Raw genomic sequence first — 19,490 nt, forward strand, 5'->3', positions numbered from 1 at the left:
TCGGGCCACTCAGCCGAGGTCAGCCAGCCACCCGATCAGCGAGACCAGGAAAGGGATCACCCCGAGCACGAAGGCGACTGCGGAGACCCGCAACGCGACGCGCGACACCGGGTCCGGGTGCGTGACCGCGATCCGCGGGTAGTGCCACCACCGGGCCCGCCGGAACTCGAGCGCGAGGCCGGCTCCGGTGTCCTCGGCGTAGTCCGTCAGCACCAGCCAGCCCGCCCAGTCGATGACGAGGTCGCCCTGTGCGCCGCCGTAGGACAGCGTCGGGTCGAAGGTGAGCACCCGGAAGATCGAGCCGCCGGACTCCTCCGCCGAGATGCGGTACCACCGGCCGGTCGACCTGCGCCGCCCCTTCTTCTCCGCCACCCACCGGTGCGAGATCGCGATCGAACCGGCGGTCGCACCGGCCGCGTGCTCGCGCGTGGGCAGCCGCTCGAACCGGCCCCGGATGCTCTCCACCTGCTGCGTCGGCATAGAGCGACTCTAGGGCGTGGTGGCCGGGCAGGCCGGGCACACACGCGCCACCGGCCCTGACCGAACCCCGACCCCGGCCTCGGGGTGCAGTCCGGGGCTCGCCCCGATGTGGCCGGCCCACCACGCGTGGTCCGGTGGACAGGTGACACTTCTCGACCGACCCACTGCCGTTCCGGACCAGGCCACCACGCCGCCACCGCGCACCCTCGTCGGTTTCGTGCTCCGGCAGCTCGTGCTGCTGGCGGTCGCGGCGGCCACGTACTTCGGCGTACGCAGTCTCACGGTGGGCGACGCCGCCACGGCGACGTCGAACGCGCACGACCTCGTCGCGCTCGAGCGCAGCCTCGGCATCTTCGTCGAGCAGCAGGCCCAGTCCTTCGCGATGGACCTGCCCGGCCTGATGACCGTGGTCAACGCCATCTACATCTACGGCCACTGGCCGGTGATCGGGACGGTCTTCGTCTGGCTGGCGTGGCGCCGCCCCGACGCCTACCCGGTCTACCGCAACGCACTGCTGATCTCGGGCCTGGTGGGGATGGCGATCGTCGCCTTCTACCCGGTCGCCCCGCCGCGCCTGATGGACCTCGGCTTCCTCGACACGGTGACCACCCAGACCAACGCCTACCGCGTGTTGCAACCACCGGCGTTCACCAACCCGTACGCCGCGATGCCGAGCTTCCACGTCGGCTGGGACCTGCTGGTCGGCATCGCCCTGGTCCGCGAGTCCGGACATGCCTGGGTTCGGATGGCCGGCAGAGTGCTTCCGCTGCTGATGGTGGTCGCCGTCGTGCTGACCGGCAACCACTACTTCCTCGACGCGGTGGCCGGCGACACGATCGTGCTCGCCTCGCTTGCCGTGGCGACCTGGTGGTCGATGAGGCGCCAGCCCGAGCTTCCACGTCGATGAGTTCGTACGACGACCAGATGCCCCGCCGTCAGGACGGGATCACGATCTGCTGGAACGCCCAGCGGTTGCCGTCCGGGTCGGTGAGGTAGACGAAGCGGCCCCACGGCTGGTCGTCGACGCCCTCGCACTCGATGCCACGCTCGCGCAGGTAGGCCAACGCCTCGTCCGCATCCGAGACGACGACCTGGATGAACTGCGAGGAACCCTCCGGCATCATCTGGAGTCCGACCCCGAAGCAGAACGAGCAGGCCGAACCGGGCGGTGTCACCTGCACGAAGCGCAGCTCGGGCGAGACGGTCTGGTCGTGGTCGATGCTCCAGCCCAGGCCCTTGCCGTAGAACTCGATCGAGCGGTCGACGTCGGCCACCGCGAGCGGAATGAGTTCGATTTTGAAGTCCATGACTCTCCTCGGGATCCAGCCCCGAGCTCTCCCGAGGCGACAGACTTCAGGCTATGACCGCATCAGGCCAGGTGTTGACCGCAATTCCGATCTCAGTCATCGAGGTCGACGAGCGCCCGGTGGTCCGCCGCGACGCCGTGCAACGGGCACGGCTGGCCGGGCGGGCGCGGGCACAGCACCCACACCTCGTCGGCGACCACGCGATAGAGCCGGTACAGCGAGGGCTCGGTCATCTCGTCGCGCGACGAGGCAGCGTGCAGGCGCTCGGCCGCCCGCGGGTAGGCCTCCAACGCCTCGTCGAGGTCGGGCCCGGAGAGCGGAGCGGCCTGGCCGACGGCGTACACCGCCCGGCCGTGGTACGGCGCGACCGTCGAGTCGAAGACGGTCAGGCTGACCCGCGGATGTCGCTCGAGATTGCGCGAGTGGACGGAGTCGGTGGCCGACTGCCAGAAGAACTCACGCACCCCGCGCGACGAGAAGTAGACCGGCGACGTCCACGGATGGCCCGCGTCGTCGACCGTGCCGAGCACCAGATAGCGCGTCGCGTCGACGATGTTGAGCGCATGCACCCGAAGGTGGTGGTTCATCAATGCCTCCTCGTCCGGTCATCACCGATCATGCTGCGCCGATCCACCCGCGTCCACCTTCGGGTCGGCATCAGTGGAGTCAGGTGAGCCGGGCCAGCCGCACCACTGCGCGGTCGAGGCGTCCCTCCTCCGCGACGATCGCGCGCTGCCGGGCGGCGCCGGTGCCCCGGGAGAACACCCGGTCGACGCCTTCCTGGACCCGTGCGGTGTCACCCGTCGCCTCCAGCGCCGACGCCACATGGGCGACCAGTGACTCCACCACCTCACGGGCCGGCTTCGGCCGGTGGGTGACCGGGTCGAGGAGGTCACCGGAGGTGCCGCGCTTGCCTGCCTGCCACATGGCCAGCCGCAACAGGGCGACGGAGGCGGAGTCCGGCTCGACACCCCGGCGCCAGTCGGCGGCCGCCGTCGAGACCAGCCCCCGGGCCAGCGCTGCGACGAGCACGGCGTCGCGCGGGTCCAGGCACACGTCGGCCACCCGCACCTCGAGCGTGGGGTACCTGCGTGACGGCCGGGCGTCGAAGTAGGCCATTCCCTCGTCGAGCGGCACTCCGGTGTCGGTGAGCCTGCGCAGGTGCTCGTCGTACGCCCGACCGCTGCCGAAGACCTCGGTCGGCCCGTTGGTCGGCCACCGGGTCAATGCCTGCGACCGGTAGCTGTCGTAGCCGGAGTCGGTTCCCTGCCAGTACGGCGAGTTGGCGCTCACCGCGAGCAGCACCGGCAGCCACACCCTGATCCGGTCCAGTGCGCCGACCGCCTCGTCGTCGGAGGAGACCGAGACATGCACGTGGCAGCCGCAGGTGAGCTGCTCGCTCGCGGTCAGTCCGAAGCGGTCCGCCATCTCGGAGTAACGCTCGTCGTCGAAGGTCTGGGGTCGCACCGGCAGCGGGGTGGTGCCACTGGCCAGCACCAGCGTCCCGGACTCGGCCGCGGCCGCACGTGCCTTCTCACGCCACGTGCCCAGCTGGATCTCGAGCAGGCCGAGGTCCTCCTCGGGAGGCGTGTCCGTCTCGACCTGCTGCTCCTGGAGCTCCGGTCCGACGGAACCACCGACGTCGTCCGCGTCGGCCTCACCGTCGCCGTGCCGGGCCGCCACGCGCAGCACGTGGCTGGCCGTCGACCGTGGTGCGCCGGTCTCGGCGTCCACGAGCAGGAGCTCCTCCTCGACCCCGACTGTCCTGAACAGATCCGGGGTACCTGTCCTGGAGCGTTCGTTCATCGCGCTTCGCACCTGCCCTTCGTCGGCCGGAAGGTCTCCCACCGCCATGTGTCGCCTCTTCGGATACGTCACCCAGTCCCCGTGCTCGGTCGCCGACCTGCTCGGCCAGGAGGGCCTCGCCGCGTTCACGTCGTTGACCTCGGTCCACTCCGACGGTTGGGGCATGGCGTGGCACGCAAAGGACGGCACCACCCGCACGTCCAGCTCGCCGCGCTCGGCCGACATCGACGAGACCTACGGAATTCTCGTGCGCGAGCCTCTCTCCGGTGCGGGTCTGGTGCACCTGCGCTGGGCGACCGGAGGCCTCGAGGTCCGGCCCGAGAACACACATCCGTTCTTCGCCCACGACGCCGCGTTCGCGCACAACGGCCACATCCACCCGATCGCCGAGCTCGAGGCCCTGTTGACCCCCAGGACGCGGTCGATGCTGCGTGGCGACACCGACAGTGAGCGCTACTTCCGCTTCGTCCACCAGAGCGTCGAGGAGCACGACGACGAGGCGGTGGGCGTGACCACTGCCCTCAGCACGCTGATCAAGAAGTTCCCCCGGTGCAGCCTGAACGCGCTGATGCTGACACCGACCCACATGTTCGCCATCCACATCAACTCGCGCGCCGACTCGCCACTGCGGGCACTGCGCGAGCTCTTCGACGACGAGGGCGAGATCCCGCCGCGGCACACGACGGAGTACTTCGCGATGGACTACCGCGAGCACGACGGCCGGCTCGAGATCGTCTCCAGCGGCCTGGGCCAGGCCGGATGGACACCGGTGCCGGCGGACACCGCCGTCATGGTCGACCTCGCCACCCGGGAGGTCACCCGCCTGGATCCGATCGCCATTCTCGATGTGGATGGCCTCGACGTCGACGGCTCCTGAGCCCCCGTCGTACGACGGCCTGCCGTTCATGGTGCTACCCGGTCAACTCGTGGCCGGGTACGGCGACTTCGCCAGCAGCCCGGCAAGGTGAGACGCATTGAGTGCCAGCGTCCTGGTGGTCTCGACGGTCTTCTCCGGGGTGGGCTGCTTGTCCTTGTAGTCGACGCCCTGCATCGCTTCCCCCACCCAGTAGGTCACCGCATTGGCGGGCAGGCTGAACCCGACATCGCTGAGCGCCTGGCACAGCTCGGCGGTCACGTGGTGGGCGCCGTCCTCGTTGCCGACCACGCCGATGCCGGCGACCTTGTCATAGGTCAGCATGCGGCCGTCGTCGTCCGTCTCCGAGAGCTCGGCATCGAGGCGTTCGAGCACCATCTTGCACACCGACGACGGCTGTCCCAGCCAGATCGGGGTGACCAGCACGAGGATGTCGGCGGCCAGCACCTTCTCGCGCAGCACCGGCCATTCGTCTCCGTCACCCTCGTCGGTGCTCACCCCGAAACGCACGTCGTGGTCCACGACGCGCTGCATCTCGCCGGTCACCCCGTGGTCCAGCAGCGCAGCGAGGACCTGTGATCCGAGGAGCTCGGAACTGGACTCGGCCGGCGAGGACTTGAGCGTGCAGTTGAGGATGAGGCAGCTGAGGGAAGTCATGGAGGTCAGCTCCCCGGCCAGTCCCCGGTGACCCTCTCGAAGGCCCGCGCTCCCCCGCGCTCGGTCAGGGCACGCACCACTGCGTAGATCGCGCCCTGGACCACGGCGGCAGCGAGGATCTCCTTGAGCGCGTACTCGCTCTCGAGGGGCTTCGGGGGATCTGCACGATCGCCATGGGCGGCGCGCTTCCACACCCACCGGAAGACCGAGCTCGCCAGGAGGCCGGCCACGACGGACGTGACCAGCCCCACTGGGCGGTAGAGCACCTTCGCGGAGGTGCTGCCCCTGCGTTCCGCGGCCATCTCTACGTGAAGAGGCTGACGCCGCCGGGTCCGACGAGCAGTCCGACGATGATCAGGACTGCCCCCCAGAGGATCTGTCCTCGCACCAGCGAGACGATTCCGCTGACCACCAGAATGACGGCCAAGATCCACAAGACGAGTGCCATGTGACCCTCCCAAGTCTGCGACCGGCCGGATGCCGGGTCGCGTGGCCGTCCCGGTACCCCGAACCGACGGTTTCACCCGCCCGCTTGCCGAACGAGCCCTAGTCGCCACCGGGTTCAGGCTCCAGCAACCGCTCGAGCCCGACCCTCACGTGCATCTTCTCCAGGCGGGTCAGCTCGTCCTCCGCGCGGCGCAGGAGCTCGTCCAGTGCACGTTCGTCGAGCCGGGAGTCATGCGGTGCCAGTGCACGCAGCAGCTGCCAGCCGCTCCGCTTGCCGGAGACCGCCGTACGCAACATCTCCAGCTCGAGCACGTCGGTGAGCGGGGAGCGCCGGACGATCCGCCCGTTCGGCTTGAGGCGACCCAGCAGCTCGGCGACACGAGCACCGGTGGCCGCGACGGATGACGGTTTCCCGCCGACCTTGAGGATGATCTGTCGCAGCGCTTCACGATCGTCGTTGACCGCGGCCGCCATGAGCCGGATCTCCGCGGCCACCTCCGGATCGCCGTGCGTGCGTCCGACGCGCTCGAACAAGGCGACGCCGGCGCTCGAGCCGGCCCAGTGGTGCTGGAGCTGTCCGAGCAGCAGGTCGTCGTCCATGGGTGTCCTCGATTCGTAGGGGAACCTGCACTCCGGTACCCGTTCGCGGGAAAGGGACCCCCGGCAACGGTAGTTTGGCGCCGTGAACGGATCCACGCCCGCCGTCGTCGTCATCGACATGCAGGACGCCTTCTTCTCCTCCGGCCCGCTCGCACCCCGGGCACGCGATCTCGCCGCACGGTGCAGCGAGCTGCACCACTGGGCCGGACGCAGAGGTGTCCCGGTCTTCCAGGTGCGCACCGAGCACCTCCCTGACCGGTCGACCTGGACCCTCAACATGCTGGAGGACGACATGGGCTTCCTCATCGCCGGGGACAGTGACGCACAGGCGCTCCCCGGGCTGGCCTCCGACGGCGCGATCGAGGTCGTGAAGACACGCGACAGTGCGTTTCACGGGACCGACTTCGAGAACCAGCTGCGCGCACGCGGCATCGACCTGCTCATCGTCGCCGGGGTGTCGACGCACACCTGTGTGGCGGCCACTGCAGCGGACGCCTACGCCCACGACTTCCACGTCGTGCTGGTCGAGGACGCAATCGCCTCGCACCGACCGGAGCTGCATGAGCCGACGCTGGAGATGCTGTGCGACGAGTTCAGGTTCCGAAGGCTCTGCACCTCCGACCTGCTCAACGGTCCGGACAGCCTGATCTCACGCACTGGCTGACCTCGACCACAGGGCATACGGGGCCACGCGGCGGGTACCGCGCGGCACATGCGCACCTCCCAGGCCCCGGCCGCCCGGCAGCTCACCTTCGGCGATCTCACGATCGTGTACGACGAGCGCGTGCTCGAGCCACGTCCGTGGACCGCGGCGCAGTCGGCGTGGGCCGCGGAGCTGGCCCTCGCCGTACCGCCGGGGAGACTGCTCGAGCTCTGCACAGGTGCCGGTCACATCGGCCTGTTGGCGATCGCGAGCACCGGACGCGACGGCGTGCTGGTCGACATCGACGCCGTGGCCTGCGACTTCGCGGCCGGCAACGCGGCCGTGGCCGGCCTGGCCGAGCGGGTGGAGGTTCGCCGACGGCCGGTGGACGACTGCCTCGACGCGGACGAGGTCTTCCCGCTGGTGATCGCCGACCCGCCCTGGGTCCCGGCAGCCCACACCGATCGCTTCCCGGAAGACCCGCTGGTCGCGATCGACGGTGGGGATGACGGGCTGGCACTGGCCCGGGCCTGCCTGCTCACCATCGACCGTTGCCTCCACAGCGATGGTCTCGCGGTGCTCCAGCTGGGAAGCGTCGCCCAGGCCGACGACCTCGGGGACTGGATGGTCGGCGAGGTCGACCTCGTCGCATCGGAGGTCCGCGCCTTCGGGAAGCGCGGTGTCCTGGTGCTGCTCCGTCGACCCGGTCACCGTGCGAAGCGGAAGCCCGCGACGAACGTCTGAAACCGGTCCCGGCGGGTACCGCAGCGGCCCGCTCATCCCATGGAGGTCACCCATGCAGCTGCCCGCACCGCGCGGTCCACTGAGCCAGCAGGTGAGGCTGGTCCTGTCCGGACGGGCCACGCAAGGCTCCATGGACTGGTCTTCGGTGACCTCACTGCCGCGCCCTGCCGACCGGATCCTCCACGACGAGGACTTCCAGCTGGCGTTGTGGATGCTCTTCGAGCTGCACTACCGCGGTTTCGACTCGGTCGACCCCGATCTCGAGTGGGACCCGCTGCTGATCCACTCGCGCGGCATGCTCGAGGCCTCCCTGGAGAGCCTGCTCCGCGACCTCACCGCGGACGACGTACGACGGGCCAACCGCGCCGGTGGCTGCTTCACGAACCGACTGAGCGGCCTCATCGACGAGCTCGACGGCGGCTCGCTGGCCACGTTCCTGCAGCGGCGCGCCACCTCGGAGCAGTTCGCCGACTTCATGCGCCGGCGCAGCATCTACCACCTCAAGGAGTCGGATCCGCAGAGCTTCGTGCTCCCCCGCATCGACGGCCCTGCCAAGGTCGCCCTGGCCGAGCTCCAGTACGACGAGTACGGGGCCGGCCGTGCCGACCGACTGCACGCCGGGCTCTTCGCCGACGCGCTCGACGCGCTGGGTCTCGACAGCACGTACGGCGCCTACATCGAGGAGGCGGATGCCACCACGCTCGCGGTCAACAACGTGATGTCGTTGTTCGCGCTGCGCCGTCGGCTCCGCGGTGCCTCCCTCGGTCATCTCGCGGCCTTCGAGGCAACCAGCTCGGCACCGTGTCGACGTATCCTCTCCGGCATCGAGCGCCTCGGCCTGCCTGCCGCGACGGCGCGCTACTTCGACGAGCACGTCGAGGCCGACGCCGTGCACGAGCAGCTCGCGATCCGCTCGATCTGCGCGGCCATGGTCGAGGGTGAACCCGGCCTCGCCGACGACGTCCTCTTCGGCGCCGCGACCTGTCTCCGGGTCGAGGCGATCGCCTCCGAGACGCTGGTGGAGACCTGGGAGTCGCACCAGCTCGTCGAGGCGCCGGCATGAGCGAAGTCCCCACGGCCGACGCGCAGGACGTGCGCACGCAGGCATGCCCTGGTGGGCCCCTCCTGGTGCGGGGAGCAGCCACCTGGGTCGACAGCGACGGGATCGAGCATCCGGTCACCAGGCCGGTGGTGGCGGTGTGCCGCTGCGAGAGGTCGCAGCGCCTGCCGTGGTGCGACGGCACCCACAAGTTCGTGACACGGACCGCCCCCTCGGTCGCGTGACACCACCGGCTGACGGCATGGACTTCGGCGGGCGGGGTACGGAAGGACATGCTCCGTCTTGTCTCGCTGACGCTGTCCGGGCTGCTCCTGTGCAGCGCGTGCAGCTCCGGCCACGAGGACGACGTACGACGAACGGCCCGCGAGTTCGAGCAGGCGGTCGAGGCCGGTGACTGGGCGCGGGCCTGCGCCCAGCTCGCGCCGACCACCCGCGACGACCTCGTGCAGTCTGCCGGTGCGCCGTGTGACGAGGCACTGGCCGACGAGCGGCTGCCACCACCGGGCAGCGCAGGAGAGGTCGCCGTGTTCGGGACCACCGGCCAGGTGCGCTACGACCACGACACCCTGTTCCTCTCGCGCCACGACGGCGACTGGCGGGTCGACGCTGCCGGCTGCACGGTCCGGCACTCCAAGCCCTACGACTGCCAACTCCAGGGAGGCTGAGATGCGTGTCGTCTTCGTGGCATACCTGGCCATGATCGCCGCAGGGCTCGCCTACAGCCTTGCCATCGCCCTGCGGCACCAGTGAGGTGAGATGACGATGCGTCGTTTCGTCAGGGAGAACTCACTCAGCATCTTCTTCGCCGTCCTGTTCCTGGCGGCGTTGGTCGGCCAGGCGTTCGCCGGCTGGCACCAGGTCAACGACCAGCAGCTGGGCGAGGGCGCGGACCGGATCCCGATCGGCACGTACCTGACGTCGGCCGACTTCGCGGTGGACGTGATGGAGAACTGGCAGAGCGAGTACCTCCAGTTCCTGCTCTACATCCTGGCCACGGTCTGGTTCCTGCAGAAGGGGTCGCCCGAGTCGAAGGTGCTGCACAAGGCGGGGCTCGAGTCCGACGAGGACCAGAAGGTCGGCCCGTACGCCACGGAGGACTCGCCACTGTGGGCGCGGGTCGGCGGCCTGCGCACGACGATCTACTCGTGGTCGCTGGCCCTCGTCATGTCCGCGATCTTCTTCCTGTCCTGGTTGGGCCAGTCGATCGGCGGCTGGGCGGCGTACAACGAGACCCGGCTCGGCCAACGCCGTGACCCGATCTCCTGGCACGCCTACCTGGCGAATGCGGACTTCTGGGCACGCACCCTGCAGAACTGGCAGTCGGAGTTCCTGGCGGTCGGTTCGATGGCCGTCCTGGCGATCTACCTGCGGCAGCGGGGGTCACCGGAGAGCAAGCCGGTGGGCTCGGCGCACACCGCCACCGGCATCGAGGGCTGACCCTGCTGGTCAGCCCGCCGCCTCGCGCAGCGCGTCCAGCAACGGCCGGGCCGCCTCGTCGAGGAAGCGGTCGTTCGTGGACCCGTCGACCTGTACGACGGCCACGTCGGTGAAGCCGGCCTCCCAGAACGGTCGGACCGAGTCGACGATCGCGTCGAGGTCGGGGCCGCACACGATCGAGGAGGCGACGTCCTCCGGCCGCACGAACTTCGAGGCCCCCGCGAACCCGGACGTCGTCGGCAGGTCGCTGTTGACCGCCCACCCACCGCCGAACCAGCGGAACTGCGCGTGCGCCCGTGCCGTCGCGGCGTCCGCGTCGGTGGGGTCCCAGCTGATCGGGAGCTGCCCGATGCCGCGGGTGCCGTCGGTGCCGATCTGCGCGGCTCCTTTCGTACGGTTCCACGCCGCGACCAGCTCCGCGTCGGGCTCGACGCCGATCAGGTGGTCGGCCAGGGGTGCGCAACGCTCCGTGACCTGCGCACCACCGACCGCCAGCCCGATCGGCACCCGCTGGTCGGGCAGGTCCCAGAGCCGTGCCGCATCCACCTGGAAGTGCATGCCGCGGTAGTCCACGAGGCCGCCGTCGAACAGGTCGGAGATGATCTCCATCGCCTCGGCCAGCATCTCGTGACGCGTGTCGACCGCAGGCCACCCTGCGCCGACGACGTGTTCGTTGAGGTTCTCCCCGCTGCCGACCCCCAGCGTGAACCGCCCACCCGAGAGCAGCTGCATCGTCGCTGCCTTCTGGGCCACCACGGCCGGGTGGTAGCGCATCGTCGGGCAGGTCACGTAGGTCATCAACGGGATCCGGGTGGTCGCCTGGGCGACCGCGCCCAGCACGCTCCAGGCGTACGGCGCGTGGCCCTGCTCCACGAGCCACGGCGAGTAGTGGTCGCTCATCACCAGGAAGTCGAAGCCGGCCTCCTCTGCCGCCACCGCGTGGCGCACCAGGTCCACGGGGCCGGCCTGCTCGGTCATCAGCGTGTAGCCGAACTCCACCATCGCTCGACCCTCAGCGCCTACGGCGCCAGATGACCAGTGCGGTGAGGGTGGCGGCCACGGCCGCGGCCACTGCCAGCTGCGGGACGTGCGAGCGCGCCTGCTTCTTCACGTCGAACTTCTCGCCCAGCTGCTCCAGGGTCTGGCCGAGGCGCTCTCGGGTCTCCTCGATGTCGCGCTCGAACTCAGCTTCTCCGACGGGTCCACGGGTCTCGTCAGTTGCCATGGCCGGCTCCCTTCAGCTCGTTGATGTCCTGCTTGACGCTGGCCACCGCCTTGTCCGGCGTCGGCGGCGTCCCCTCGGCGACCTGCTTCTTGCCCACGACCGCGGCCACGCCGGTGGCCGCGAACAGCACGAGCGTCACCACCAGGGCGGCCAACCAGGCGTCCATGGCCAGCGCCAGGGCGAGGATCACGGTGGTGATCAGGGTGCCGAGACCGAACAGGCCGAGAATTCCGGCGGCCCCGAAGAGCCCGGCGCCGATGCCGGCACTCCTCGCCTTGCCGGTCATCTCCGCCTTGGCCAGGCCGATCTCGTCGCGCACAAGGCGACGGGTGTCGTCGGAGAGCTGGCGCAGGAGTTCGGCGGTCGACGGCGTCGCCGCCGGATCAGGATCAGTCATCGGAGCCTCCCGAGGATTGCGTGAGGACGTGCCGGGTCACCCACGCGGTACCCACCGTGGCGAGGGCCAGACCCCGGCCGACCTACTCCTCGAAGACGTGCATCGCAGCCTCCTCGGCGGAGGCACCGGCTCCGTCGATACCCTCGTCGTGGCCGACCAACGTCGACTCGTCGTCCTCGCCCATGCCCTCGTCGGGACTGGTCAGCCGTCCGGCGCGCTCCTCACCCACCTCACCGGTGACCGGGCCGTCGAGGATGTCCGCGTCGACCTCGGCCTGCACGCCGTCCCAGACCTCGGGTTCCTCCTGGGCGAGTCGCTCGTCGATGGACTCGCCCTCGAGCTCCTCGCGGGCGGTGACGCCCTTGGCCGTCACGCCACGTGGTCGCTCGGGGGGCGAGATGCCCTCGTCGAGGATGTCGTCCACGCCCCTGTCGTCGAGCGTGTCCTCTGGCTGCAGTTGATCGCTCATGTCCCGACGTTAACCCGCTACCCCGGAGAACCCCAGCGCCAGCGGTTCGGCGACGTACGCCGTCAGTCGGCGATGGCGACGAAGCGGCCGTCGGGCGTGACCGGGTGGTCCTCGTTGATCGCCTCGACCGCCTCGGTGAGCTCGGGCGGGGCCTCGAGCGGACGACGGTCGAGGTGCACGCCGGCGATCATGCAGCGCACCGATCCGCCGGCGAGCTCGATCGTCGGGATCTCGACGTCGACGATCTCGCACGACTCCTCGATCGCCTCGACCTGCTCGGGGGTCAGGCTGCGCCGGGCCCGCGCGGACATCGCCATGATGTAGCGGCGCTTGCCCTCCGGCGTACGACCGCACAGCTCGACGGCGTTGCCGGCGAACTCACGCACCTGGTGCTCGGTGATCTCGACGACCCTGCGACCGTTGACGGAGAGCCGTTCACGAACCTCTTCGCGGCGGCGGAGGTCGGGGATCATCCCGAGGGCGAAGAGCGCCACGTCCGTGCCCACACAGCCGATCACGTTGGTGTGGTAGACCGGCACGCCGTCGGAGTCGACCGCGTCGAAGGCCATCGGCTCGTAGCCGAAGTCGGTGCAGAACCGCTCGAGGACATGGGTGTCGGCACGGTGGCTGCGCGCGGTGTAGGCGACCCGCGAGACGTGGTCGAGCACCATCGCACCGGTGCCCTCGAGGAAGATGCCGTCGGGCTCGAGGCCGGAGTAGTCGATGATCGTCTGCACCCGGTACGACGACTTCAGCATCTCGAGCACGTCGGCCCGTCGCTCGTGGCGGCGGTTGGAGGCGTACATCGGATAGACCGCGATGTTGCCGCCGGCGTGGGTCGAGAGCCAGTTGTTCGGGAAGACGCTGTCGGGGCGGGTGTGGTCCTCGTCCTCGAAGACGTGCACCCGCACGCCGGCATCCTTGAGTGCATTCGCCAGGGCGTCCATCTCGGCCAGCGCGCGGGTGGCGGTGGCGTCTTCGGACTGCCCTGCGGGTGCATCGGACTGGAAGGCGTTGTCGGCCGCGGTCGCCGGGTTCGGCGTGAAGCGCTTGGCTCGGATCAGGATCACTGCGGAAGGGGCTTGGGCACTCACCCAGCGGAATCTAGACCATGCGCCGCACGTGCGCCGAAACCACCCGTTTCGGTGATGCCACCGGCGCCTTTGCCGATCTACGTTGGAGGGGCGGGGGTCATGCCCCGATGCGGAAGAAGGACCCGCGATGAGCACCACGACACGTGCGCTCGACGAACAACTGCTTGAAGCACTGGCGGGCCAGGCGATCACCGACATCGGCGCCGCCCTGAACGGCGCGCTGGTGATGATCGGCGACCACCTCGGCCTGTGGCAGGCGATGACGGACGGTACGCCGACCAACCCCACGATGCTCGCCGAGCGAACCGGCGTCCCCTCGGCGTACCTGCACGAGTGGATGGCCGCCCAGGCCGCCAGCGGCTACCTGGAGTACGACGAGGCATCCGACATGTTCACCCTCTCCCCCGAGCAGGCGATGGTGTTCGCCGACGCCAACAGCCCGGCGTACATGGTCGGCGGCTACCACATCGTGTCGTCGGTCTACCGCGACTACCCGCGGATCGCCACAGCCATGAAGGAGGGCCACGGCTTCGGCTGGCACGAGCACGACCCGGAGCTCTTCCTGGGCACGGAGCAGTTCTTCCGACCGGGCTACCGCACCAGCCTCACCACGGAGTGGATCCCGGCCATGGACGGCATGGAGGAGAAGCTGCGCCACGGCGCGAAGGTGGCCGACGTCGGCTGCGGGCACGGCGCGTCGAGCACCCTGATGGCCAGCGCCTACCCGGCGTCGACGTTCCACGGTTTCGACTACCACGAGAGCTCGATCATCCGCGCGGTCCAGGCCGCCGAGGAGGAGGGAGTCAGCGGCAACACCGAGTTCGCGGTTGCCAGGGCGAAGGACTTCCCGGGCACCGACTACGACCTGATCTGCTTCTTCGACTGCCTGCACGACATGGGCGACCCGCTCGGCGCACTCGAGCACGCGCGCGCGGCACTCGCCGACGATGGCGCAGTGCTGCTGGTCGAGCCGTTCGCGAAGGACCGTCTGGCCGAGAACATGAACCCGATCGGCCGGGTCTTCTACGCCGCCTCGACCGTGATCTGCACCCCCTCGAGCCTCTCCCAGGAGGTGGCCACCGGCTTGGGCGCCCAGGCCGGTGAAGCCAGGCTGCACGAGATCGCCACCGCCGCCGGGTTCACCCGGTTCCGCAGGGCCACCGAGACGCCGGTCAATCTCATCCTCGAGCTGCGCCCCTGATCAACAACACCCACATCCCCACCACTGCAAGGAGGCATCACATGTTCATCCAGATCATCCAGGGCAAGTGCACGAGACAGGACGAGCTGCACGCCATGGCGGACTCGTGGCGCGAGGAGCTCGGCCCGACGGCCCGTGGGTTCCTCGGCGGCACCTACGGCTTCACCGACGACGACATGTTCATCGGCGTCGTCCGGTTCGAGTCGAGAGAGGCCGCGATGGAGAACTCGGCCAGGCCCGAGCAGGACGCGTGGGCCGGTCGGATGATGGAGCTGATGGACGGGCCCGTGGAGTTCCACGACTGCGACGACGTGACCCTGATGATGGACGGCGGATCCGACACCGCCGGCTTCGTCCAGGTGATCCGCGGCAAGGTCGAGGACCCGAGCCGACTCAAGGCGATGATGGCCGACACCGAGATGCTGCACCAGATGCGGCCGGACATCCTCGGCGCCACCCTCGCCCTCGAGGACGACGGCACGTTCACGGAGACGATCGCGTTCACCGACGAGGCCAGCGCCCGCGAGGGAGAGAAGATCGAACCGCCGGCCGACGTACGCGAGGCGCTCGACTCCGTCATGCAGGGAGCCACGTTCTACGACCTGCACCACCCCTGGTTCGAGTCAGCCTGAGCGATCCAACCTGAGCAGTCCAACCCGTGGGGCCCGTCGACCGGTCGGCAACGGCCGGTCGACGGCGGGCGCCCCACCCTCTATCCCAGCAGTGACCGGACCTCGTCGGAGGCGTAGAACGGTTCGAGCCGCGCCCGGATGATCCGCTCGAGCTCGCCGGACTCCTGCATCGCGTCGACGACGGCGGGCGCGATGCGGACCAGGTCCGCGACCAGGTCGTCGCGGGTCAGGTCGAGCTCGTCGAGCAGCTCGGTCGGCGTGAACCCGCCGAACCGGTCGAAGAACGCGTCGACGACGACCTCACCGAGGCGTACGACGTGCGCGTCGCCGACCGTCGTGATGACCAGGTCATGGGCGGCGTCCACGATCCCCGAGATCTCCTCGCGGGTCGCGTGCCGCTCCACGCCGGCGACGGGTTCGGCGGCCACGAGGTCCCAGACCTGAAGCACGGCCTCGCGGGTCGTCGGGTCCTGCAGGGTCTCGATGATGATCCGGTTGAGGCGGCGTACGGCGAACGTGCCGCTCTTGCCCACCGCGTCCCCGATCAGCCCCTCGAACTGCTTGTCGGCAGCGCCCATCACCTTCGAGGCGGCGCTGGTGCCGAACGACATCAGCGACCCGAGCCCGGGCACCTTGTCGGCGACCGCCTTGTTGGCCTGCAGCACCTCGCCGACGATGCGTCCCATGAACCGTGACGCGACCGTGCCCACCTGCGGGCTGTCGGTCAGGCGCTCCAGTGCCCGCTCGAGGACCGGGGTCAGCCCGAGCACCTCGTCGAGCAGCGCCTCCACGCGCTCACGGGCGACCACGTCTCCGACGGGGAACGGCTCGGCCGGGCCGTCGTACGCCACGGAGACGGCCAGCTCGACGATGCCACTGACGGCGGCGCTGCCCGGAACCGTGACCAGGGCGCGCGCCACGATGGCCTTGACCGCCTCGCGGTCGACGAGGTCGGCCAGCTGGTGCTGGCCCGCCGCGGTGAAGAGGTCGTCGGCAAGCCCCGAGACCGTCTCCGCGAGCCGGTCACCGGTCAGCTGGTCGAGGTGGAAGCGGACCTGCGCGTCGAGGAGCTTCCCGGCGAGCTCGGCCGGCCCGGATTCATTGGTGGTCACGGGCAGAACATACGGCGCCGTCCTGCCGGTGGTGTGGGCAGGTGGCGTGCAGCAGTCCGTCCCCGATGACGCCGCCGATGTCACCCGGCACAATCGACGACATGGGCACACCGCAGATCACTCCGGTCCGGGGCGACATCACCACGCTCGACGTCGATGCCGTGGTCAACGCGGCGAACAACCGCATGCGCGGTGGCGGCGGCGTCGACGGTGCGATCCACCGGGCCGGCGGGCCACGGGTCCTCGCGGACTGTGTCGCCAGGTTCCCGGACGGCCTGGCCACGGGCGACGCGGGATGGACGACCGGGGGCGACCTGCCGGCGCGCTGGGTCATCCACACCGTCGGGCCCAACCTCACCGCCGGCCAGAGCGACCGGAGTCTGCTCACGTCGTGCTACCGGCGATCCCTCGAGGTCGCCGACGAGCTGGGTGCGCGCAGCGTGGCGTTCCCCCTGATCAGCGCCGGGGTCTACGGCTGGCCGCGGCGCGACTCGATCGCCGCCGCGCTCGAGGTGTTCGAGTCGACCCCCACGTCCGTGCAGGTCGTGCACCTGGTCGCGTTCGACAAGGGTGCGTACGACGACGTCGAGGCCGAGCTGGGGCTCAGTCGTTGAGCTGCCAGACTCCCGGCTGGTCAGCGCTCAGCAGGCCAGTGTTCACCAGCTCGAGGCGGGCCTTGCGGGCCGCCGTACGCCACCGCAGCTCGCCCTGAGGAGACCTCTCGAGGTCGCCGGGACGAAGCTGGTCGGCCATCCGCTCCTCGATCCTGGCCAACGCGTCCTCGGTGGACAGCGCCTGGCCGGCCTCGTCGAGCACGGCCACGATGTGCGGCATGAAGTCGGCGGGTGCGGTCCAGCGTCGCGCTGCGCGCGGCGTACTCGTGGTGACCCGCGCCGGAGAAACCTTGTCCGCTTCGGGCTTCTCAGGCTTGGCGACCCGGGGCTTGCGCACCGCCTTCGGCGGCTCCGCAGGCGCCACCGGCTTCGGCATTCCGTGGACGCAGTTGCTGAACTTCAGGTCGCAGAGTTCGCAGTAGTCGTCTTCCCTGTCAGACATCTGATCCTCCGGTTACCTGGTGCACGACCCCATCCTTCCACCCCGTGCGTTGCCGCTGCACACCCGAGGGTCCCTGAGGAGTCCGACCGTAGGATGCGGACCACACCATGAGCCCTTCCAAGATCCCCACTGAGCCGGGCGGCCGCCGGCTGTTGCTGGCCGTCGACGCGCCGTCGTTGCTGCACCGCAACCACCACGCCCGCGCCGAGACCGGCCTGGTCGACCGCGGCGGGCGGCCGGCGTGGGCGCTGCACGGCATGCTGCGCCAGATCATCGAGGCGATCGAGCAGTTCGCCCCCGATGCCGTGATCTTCGGCATCGACGACCGGGTCTCGTCGGTGCGTGAGTCGTTCTACCCGGAGTACAAAGCGGGCCGCGCACCGAAGGACGCTGCGCTCGTCGACCAGCTCGAGCGGGCCGGCGCCCTGCTCGACGCCCTCGGACTGGCCACCCTCACTCCGCCGGGCCTCGAGGCTGACGACGTCAACGCGTCGGCCGCCACCTGGGCGCGCGACAACGACTGGAACTGCGTGATCGTCACCAGTGACCGCGACTCGTTCGCGCACATCAGCGACCACACGCAGGTGCTCCGGTTGATCAACGGCGGCATGGCCAACTCGCCCCTGCTGAACCCGACCCGCCTGCGCGCGCTCTACGGTGTCGACGCCTCGAACTACCTCGACTTCGCCGCCCTGCGCGGAGACGCCAGCGACAACCTGCCCGGGGTACCAGGCATCGGGGAGAAGACCGCCCCGATCCTGCTCGACGCGATGGGGTCGATGGACGCGGTGTGGGCCGACATCGACCACTGCGAGGGAGCCACGATGGTCGCAGCACTGGACTCGTGGGCCGAGGAGCACGGCGTACGGCGTCTCGGCGCCACGTTGCTCAAGCGGCTGACCGCGCCCGGTGCCCGGGAGCGCTACGACTTCAACGTGAAGATCATGGGCGGCCAGGACGACCTCGACCTCGGGCTCACTCCCGAAGTACCCGGCACTCCGGGGTTGCTGCCCCTCGACGTCGAACGGGTGGCGCGGGTGCTGGGGCACCTGAACGTTCCGGCGACCACGACGATGGCGATGCGCGTGCTGACCGGCGCGCCTGCATCGTCCGCCGCGCACTGGACCTGACCGGCCGTTTCACCTGCGGTTCCCGGGGCCGGCGTCCCGTGCGACAGGCAACCAGCAGCTCCACGCCCACCGGTCACGCTCGTCACCGCATCGTCCGCGTCCACTTACCTGTCGGACGGGACGCCGCGGCTCTGCGGGACGGGGCACGCTCGCCTCGGCGGGTTCTCCACAGGCCGCGGCCATGGGCTTCCGGAGAGCGACAGCAGTGCATAGGCTGCCGGTGGTTCTCTCGGGAAGGACGCCACATGACCGTTTCGCTCGCTTCTTCTGCTCGGCGGGTGCTCGCGCTGGTCCTGGCGCTTGCGCTGGTCCTGTTCGCCGCAAGTTGCTCGGACGACGACCCCGACTCCAACGCGGACCCCACGTCGACGCCGAGCGACACGACGACGCCTTCCCCCACCACGAGTACGACGGCCGATGCCGAGCCCACCGAGCCTCCCGAGCCAGACGGAATGGGCGAGGACAGCAAGCGCGGCGCCGAGTTGCTGGTCCGCTACTACTGGCAGCTCGTCGACTACGCCCAGCTCACCGGTGACGTCAAGAAGCTCGAGACACTCGCTCGACCCAACTGCGGGCCGTGCAACGACGGCGTAACAGCGCTGAGGACCATCCACGAGAACGGTGGCTTCATCCGCGGGGGGCAGCACACACTGCGCAGCCTGCACGTTGCCCGGATCGGAACTAGCGAACCTGCCGCCTATCGCGTTGAGATCGGGCTGCACAGTTCCCGCCAGCGCAGTCGACAAGCCTCAGGCGCCAAGCTGGACAAGGTCCCGAGCCGAACCGAACAAATCGCGTTCATCGTGAGCGGCGGAAGTGACGGGAGTTTCAAGATCGACTTGTGGGAAGTCGAGGCCGAATCATGAAATTCATGATCGGTCTCATGCTTCTCGGAATGCTCTCCGTCGCCGTCGTTCTCCAGACCGATGGCATCGGTTTCGCTCAGGACTGCACCAATGCGGGGACACGATCGGTGTCTCAGCACACTGATGCGAAGGCCTCCGGCTCCGGGTTCACCGCGTTGGGCACCAAAGCCGAAACTCTCGCACCGGTTTCCTCCAACTGCCCAACTGGCACGTACCGATATGAGCCGCTGTGCGGGCCGGCTCAGACTGGCGG

The 19,490-nt window shown here is 69.6% G+C and carries 28 protein-coding genes; 13 read left to right on the forward strand and 15 right to left on the reverse strand.

Annotation, left to right across the window (positions count from 1 at the left end; genetic code table 11):
- Nucleotides 1-9: 9 nt before the first annotated feature.
- Nucleotides 10-480 (reverse strand): hypothetical protein, encoded by a 471-nt coding sequence (locus tag ASD30_RS22690; protein WP_056687553.1) that lies wholly within the window; start codon nt 478-480, stop codon nt 10-12.
- Between the two features lie 142 nt (nt 481-622).
- On the opposite strand from ASD30_RS22690, the gene ASD30_RS22695 reads away from it, so the two are divergent.
- Nucleotides 623-1,387 (forward strand): phosphatase PAP2 family protein, encoded by a 765-nt coding sequence (locus tag ASD30_RS22695; protein ID WP_162251042.1) that lies wholly within the window; start codon nt 623-625, stop codon nt 1,385-1,387.
- A 28-nt stretch (nt 1,388-1,415) separates the two neighbouring features.
- On the opposite strand, the gene ASD30_RS22700 is transcribed toward ASD30_RS22695, so the two are convergent.
- The 3 genes from ASD30_RS22700 to ASD30_RS22710 all read right to left on the reverse strand — a co-directional run bounded on the left by ASD30_RS22700 (nt 1,416) and on the right by ASD30_RS22710 (nt 3,593).
- The gene (locus ASD30_RS22700; RefSeq protein ID WP_056687556.1) at nt 1,416-1,787 is read right to left on the reverse strand and encodes a VOC family protein; all 372 of its coding nucleotides are present in this window, start codon (nt 1,785-1,787) and stop codon (nt 1,416-1,418) included.
- A 92-nt stretch (nt 1,788-1,879) separates the two neighbouring features.
- On the reverse strand, nt 1,880-2,374 hold the full coding sequence (locus ASD30_RS22705; protein ID WP_056687558.1) for a pyridoxamine 5'-phosphate oxidase family protein: 495 nt from the start codon (nt 2,372-2,374) through the stop codon (nt 1,880-1,882).
- Nucleotides 2,375-2,453: 79 nt separating this feature from the next.
- Complete coding sequence (locus ASD30_RS22710; protein ID WP_056687748.1) at nt 2,454-3,593, reverse strand: carboxylate-amine ligase; 1,140 nt, start codon at nt 3,591-3,593, stop codon at nt 2,454-2,456.
- A gap of 46 nt (nt 3,594-3,639) precedes the next feature.
- On the opposite strand from ASD30_RS22710, the gene ASD30_RS22715 reads away from it, so the two are divergent.
- A complete protein-coding gene (locus tag ASD30_RS22715; RefSeq protein ID WP_056687560.1) occupies nt 3,640-4,470 on the forward strand; it encodes a class II glutamine amidotransferase in 831 nt (276 codons plus the stop codon).
- 42 nt (nt 4,471-4,512) lie between these two features.
- Here the strand turns inward: ASD30_RS22715 and ASD30_RS22720 are convergent, their stop codons facing one another.
- The 4 genes from ASD30_RS22720 to ASD30_RS22730 form a co-directional block, all read right to left on the reverse strand.
- A complete protein-coding gene (locus ASD30_RS22720; protein ID WP_056687562.1) occupies nt 4,513-5,124 on the reverse strand; it encodes a flavodoxin family protein in 612 nt (203 codons plus the stop codon).
- 5 nt (nt 5,125-5,129) lie between these two features.
- Entirely contained in the window at nt 5,130-5,426 is a 297-nt protein-coding gene (locus ASD30_RS22725; protein ID WP_056687564.1) for a DUF4235 domain-containing protein, read from the reverse strand.
- Nucleotides 5,427-5,428: 2 nt separating this feature from the next.
- Complete coding sequence (locus ASD30_RS27305; RefSeq protein ID WP_200950045.1) at nt 5,429-5,572, reverse strand: GPGG-motif small membrane protein; 144 nt, start codon at nt 5,570-5,572, stop codon at nt 5,429-5,431.
- Between the two features lie 98 nt (nt 5,573-5,670).
- Nucleotides 5,671-6,171 carry a hypothetical protein gene (locus tag ASD30_RS22730; protein WP_056687566.1) on the reverse strand — a complete coding sequence of 167 codons (501 nt, stop codon included), beginning with the start codon at nt 6,169-6,171 and terminating at the stop codon, nt 5,671-5,673.
- Between the two features lie 82 nt (nt 6,172-6,253).
- On the opposite strand from ASD30_RS22730, the gene ASD30_RS22735 reads away from it, so the two are divergent.
- From ASD30_RS22735 to ASD30_RS22760, 6 genes are all read left to right on the forward strand, one after another.
- The gene (locus ASD30_RS22735) at nt 6,254-6,835 is read left to right on the forward strand and encodes a cysteine hydrolase family protein (protein ID WP_056687569.1); all 582 of its coding nucleotides are present in this window, start codon (nt 6,254-6,256) and stop codon (nt 6,833-6,835) included.
- A gap of 48 nt (nt 6,836-6,883) precedes the next feature.
- Nucleotides 6,884-7,558 (forward strand): RsmD family RNA methyltransferase, encoded by a 675-nt coding sequence (locus ASD30_RS22740; RefSeq protein WP_056687571.1) that lies wholly within the window; start codon nt 6,884-6,886, stop codon nt 7,556-7,558.
- 52 nt (nt 7,559-7,610) lie between these two features.
- Nucleotides 7,611-8,621 (forward strand): iron-containing redox enzyme family protein, encoded by a 1,011-nt coding sequence (locus ASD30_RS22745; protein ID WP_056687573.1) that lies wholly within the window; start codon nt 7,611-7,613, stop codon nt 8,619-8,621.
- Complete coding sequence (locus ASD30_RS22750) at nt 8,618-8,842, forward strand: CDGSH iron-sulfur domain-containing protein (protein ID WP_056687575.1); 225 nt, start codon at nt 8,618-8,620, stop codon at nt 8,840-8,842. Before ASD30_RS22745 ends, ASD30_RS22750 begins: the two co-directional genes overlap by 4 nt.
- A gap of 48 nt (nt 8,843-8,890) precedes the next feature.
- Nucleotides 8,891-9,283: a hypothetical protein gene (locus ASD30_RS22755; protein WP_056687577.1), complete on the forward strand. Its 393-nt coding sequence runs from the start codon at nt 8,891-8,893 to the stop codon at nt 9,281-9,283.
- A 91-nt stretch (nt 9,284-9,374) separates the two neighbouring features.
- Nucleotides 9,375-10,055: a DUF6766 family protein gene (locus ASD30_RS22760; protein ID WP_235532662.1), complete on the forward strand. Its 681-nt coding sequence runs from the start codon at nt 9,375-9,377 to the stop codon at nt 10,053-10,055.
- A 9-nt stretch (nt 10,056-10,064) separates the two neighbouring features.
- Here ASD30_RS22760 and ASD30_RS22765 read toward each other — a convergent pair whose 3' ends face one another.
- From ASD30_RS22765 to ctlX, 5 genes are all read right to left on the reverse strand, one after another.
- A complete protein-coding gene (locus tag ASD30_RS22765) occupies nt 10,065-11,057 on the reverse strand; it encodes a TIGR03557 family F420-dependent LLM class oxidoreductase (RefSeq protein WP_056687579.1) in 993 nt (330 codons plus the stop codon).
- A gap of 10 nt (nt 11,058-11,067) precedes the next feature.
- Nucleotides 11,068-11,280: a DUF3618 domain-containing protein gene (locus ASD30_RS22770; protein WP_056687581.1), complete on the reverse strand. Its 213-nt coding sequence runs from the start codon at nt 11,278-11,280 to the stop codon at nt 11,068-11,070.
- A complete protein-coding gene (locus tag ASD30_RS22775) occupies nt 11,270-11,677 on the reverse strand; it encodes a phage holin family protein (protein WP_056687583.1) in 408 nt (135 codons plus the stop codon). Before ASD30_RS22775 ends, ASD30_RS22770 begins: the two co-directional genes overlap by 11 nt.
- An 82-nt stretch (nt 11,678-11,759) precedes the next feature.
- Nucleotides 11,760-12,146, reverse strand: coding sequence for a DUF5709 domain-containing protein (locus ASD30_RS22780; protein ID WP_056687585.1), 387 nt, complete (start codon nt 12,144-12,146; stop codon nt 11,760-11,762).
- A gap of 62 nt (nt 12,147-12,208) precedes the next feature.
- On the reverse strand, nt 12,209-13,240 hold the full coding sequence (gene ctlX / locus ASD30_RS22785; protein ID WP_056687587.1) for a citrulline utilization hydrolase CtlX: 1,032 nt from the start codon (nt 13,238-13,240) through the stop codon (nt 12,209-12,211).
- 127 nt (nt 13,241-13,367) lie between these two features.
- Here ctlX and ASD30_RS22790 point away from each other — a divergent pair, with 127 nt between their 5' ends.
- Nucleotides 13,368-14,441, forward strand: coding sequence for a class I SAM-dependent methyltransferase (locus ASD30_RS22790; RefSeq protein WP_056687588.1), 1,074 nt, complete (start codon nt 13,368-13,370; stop codon nt 14,439-14,441).
- A 41-nt stretch (nt 14,442-14,482) separates the two neighbouring features.
- On the forward strand, nt 14,483-15,073 hold the full coding sequence (locus ASD30_RS22795; RefSeq protein ID WP_056687590.1) for a hypothetical protein: 591 nt from the start codon (nt 14,483-14,485) through the stop codon (nt 15,071-15,073).
- Between the two features lie 80 nt (nt 15,074-15,153).
- Here ASD30_RS22795 and ASD30_RS22800 read toward each other — a convergent pair whose 3' ends face one another.
- Nucleotides 15,154-16,185, reverse strand: coding sequence for a hypothetical protein (locus tag ASD30_RS22800; RefSeq protein WP_056687592.1), 1,032 nt, complete (start codon nt 16,183-16,185; stop codon nt 15,154-15,156).
- 101 nt (nt 16,186-16,286) lie between these two features.
- On the opposite strand from ASD30_RS22800, the gene ASD30_RS22805 reads away from it, so the two are divergent.
- On the forward strand, nt 16,287-16,799 hold the full coding sequence (locus ASD30_RS22805; RefSeq protein ID WP_056687755.1) for an O-acetyl-ADP-ribose deacetylase: 513 nt from the start codon (nt 16,287-16,289) through the stop codon (nt 16,797-16,799).
- Here the strand turns inward: ASD30_RS22805 and ASD30_RS22810 are convergent.
- Nucleotides 16,789-17,241 carry a hypothetical protein gene (locus ASD30_RS22810; RefSeq protein WP_056687594.1) on the reverse strand — a complete coding sequence of 151 codons (453 nt, stop codon included), beginning with the start codon at nt 17,239-17,241 and terminating at the stop codon, nt 16,789-16,791. The genes ASD30_RS22805 and ASD30_RS22810 overlap by 11 nt on opposite strands.
- 107 nt (nt 17,242-17,348) lie before the next feature.
- Here ASD30_RS22810 and ASD30_RS22815 point away from each other — a divergent pair, with 107 nt between their 5' ends.
- Together ASD30_RS22815 and ASD30_RS22820 are read left to right on the forward strand one after the other, a co-directional pair.
- The gene (locus tag ASD30_RS22815; protein WP_082564113.1) at nt 17,349-18,371 is read left to right on the forward strand and encodes a 5'-3' exonuclease; all 1,023 of its coding nucleotides are present in this window, start codon (nt 17,349-17,351) and stop codon (nt 18,369-18,371) included.
- Nucleotides 18,372-18,616: 245 nt separating this feature from the next.
- Complete coding sequence (locus ASD30_RS22820) at nt 18,617-19,237, forward strand: DUF6318 family protein (RefSeq protein WP_056687596.1); 621 nt, start codon at nt 18,617-18,619, stop codon at nt 19,235-19,237.
- The last annotated feature ends 253 nt before the right edge of the window (nt 19,238-19,490 follow it).

This window comes from Nocardioides sp. Root140 (genome assembly GCF_001426745.1).
Lineage (GTDB): Bacteria > Actinomycetota > Actinomycetes > Propionibacteriales > Nocardioidaceae > Nocardioides.

Bases quoted from the DNA above. Each gene is read 5' to 3' on its own strand.
- ASD30_RS22690 (WP_056687553.1), bottom strand. From the start codon at position 480: ATGCCGACGCAGCAGGTGGAGAGCATCCGGGGCCGGTTCGAGCGGCTG.
- ASD30_RS22700 (WP_056687556.1), bottom strand. From the start codon at position 1,787: ATGGACTTCAAAATCGAACTCATTCCGCTCGCGGTGGCCGACGTCGAC.
- ASD30_RS22705 (WP_056687558.1), bottom strand. From the start codon at position 2,374: ATGAACCACCACCTTCGGGTGCATGCGCTCAACATCGTCGACGCGACG.
- ASD30_RS22710 (WP_056687748.1), bottom strand. From the start codon at position 3,593: ATGAACGAACGCTCCAGGACAGGTACCCCGGATCTGTTCAGGACAGTC.
- ASD30_RS22715 (WP_056687560.1), top strand. From the start codon at position 3,640: ATGTGTCGCCTCTTCGGATACGTCACCCAGTCCCCGTGCTCGGTCGCC.
- ASD30_RS22720 (WP_056687562.1), bottom strand. From the start codon at position 5,124: ATGACTTCCCTCAGCTGCCTCATCCTCAACTGCACGCTCAAGTCCTCG.
- ASD30_RS22725 (WP_056687564.1), bottom strand. From the start codon at position 5,426: ATGGCCGCGGAACGCAGGGGCAGCACCTCCGCGAAGGTGCTCTACCGC.
- ASD30_RS27305 (WP_200950045.1), bottom strand. From the start codon at position 5,572: ATGGCACTCGTCTTGTGGATCTTGGCCGTCATTCTGGTGGTCAGCGGA.
- ASD30_RS22730 (WP_056687566.1), bottom strand. From the start codon at position 6,171: ATGGACGACGACCTGCTGCTCGGACAGCTCCAGCACCACTGGGCCGGC.
- ASD30_RS22740 (WP_056687571.1), top strand. From the start codon at position 6,884: ATGCGCACCTCCCAGGCCCCGGCCGCCCGGCAGCTCACCTTCGGCGAT.
- ASD30_RS22745 (WP_056687573.1), top strand. From the start codon at position 7,611: ATGCAGCTGCCCGCACCGCGCGGTCCACTGAGCCAGCAGGTGAGGCTG.
- ASD30_RS22750 (WP_056687575.1), top strand. From the start codon at position 8,618: ATGAGCGAAGTCCCCACGGCCGACGCGCAGGACGTGCGCACGCAGGCA.
- ASD30_RS22755 (WP_056687577.1), top strand. From the start codon at position 8,891: ATGCTCCGTCTTGTCTCGCTGACGCTGTCCGGGCTGCTCCTGTGCAGC.
- ASD30_RS22760 (WP_235532662.1), top strand. From the start codon at position 9,375: ATGACGATGCGTCGTTTCGTCAGGGAGAACTCACTCAGCATCTTCTTC.
- ASD30_RS22765 (WP_056687579.1), bottom strand. From the start codon at position 11,057: ATGGTGGAGTTCGGCTACACGCTGATGACCGAGCAGGCCGGCCCCGTG.
- ASD30_RS22770 (WP_056687581.1), bottom strand. From the start codon at position 11,280: ATGGCAACTGACGAGACCCGTGGACCCGTCGGAGAAGCTGAGTTCGAG.
- ASD30_RS22775 (WP_056687583.1), bottom strand. From the start codon at position 11,677: ATGACTGATCCTGATCCGGCGGCGACGCCGTCGACCGCCGAACTCCTG.
- ASD30_RS22780 (WP_056687585.1), bottom strand. From the start codon at position 12,146: ATGAGCGATCAACTGCAGCCAGAGGACACGCTCGACGACAGGGGCGTG.
- ASD30_RS22790 (WP_056687588.1), top strand. From the start codon at position 13,368: ATGAGCACCACGACACGTGCGCTCGACGAACAACTGCTTGAAGCACTG.
- ASD30_RS22795 (WP_056687590.1), top strand. From the start codon at position 14,483: ATGTTCATCCAGATCATCCAGGGCAAGTGCACGAGACAGGACGAGCTG.
- ASD30_RS22805 (WP_056687755.1), top strand. From the start codon at position 16,287: ATGGGCACACCGCAGATCACTCCGGTCCGGGGCGACATCACCACGCTC.
- ASD30_RS22810 (WP_056687594.1), bottom strand. From the start codon at position 17,241: ATGTCTGACAGGGAAGACGACTACTGCGAACTCTGCGACCTGAAGTTC.
- ASD30_RS22815 (WP_082564113.1), top strand. From the start codon at position 17,349: ATGAGCCCTTCCAAGATCCCCACTGAGCCGGGCGGCCGCCGGCTGTTG.
- ASD30_RS22820 (WP_056687596.1), top strand. From the start codon at position 18,617: ATGACCGTTTCGCTCGCTTCTTCTGCTCGGCGGGTGCTCGCGCTGGTC.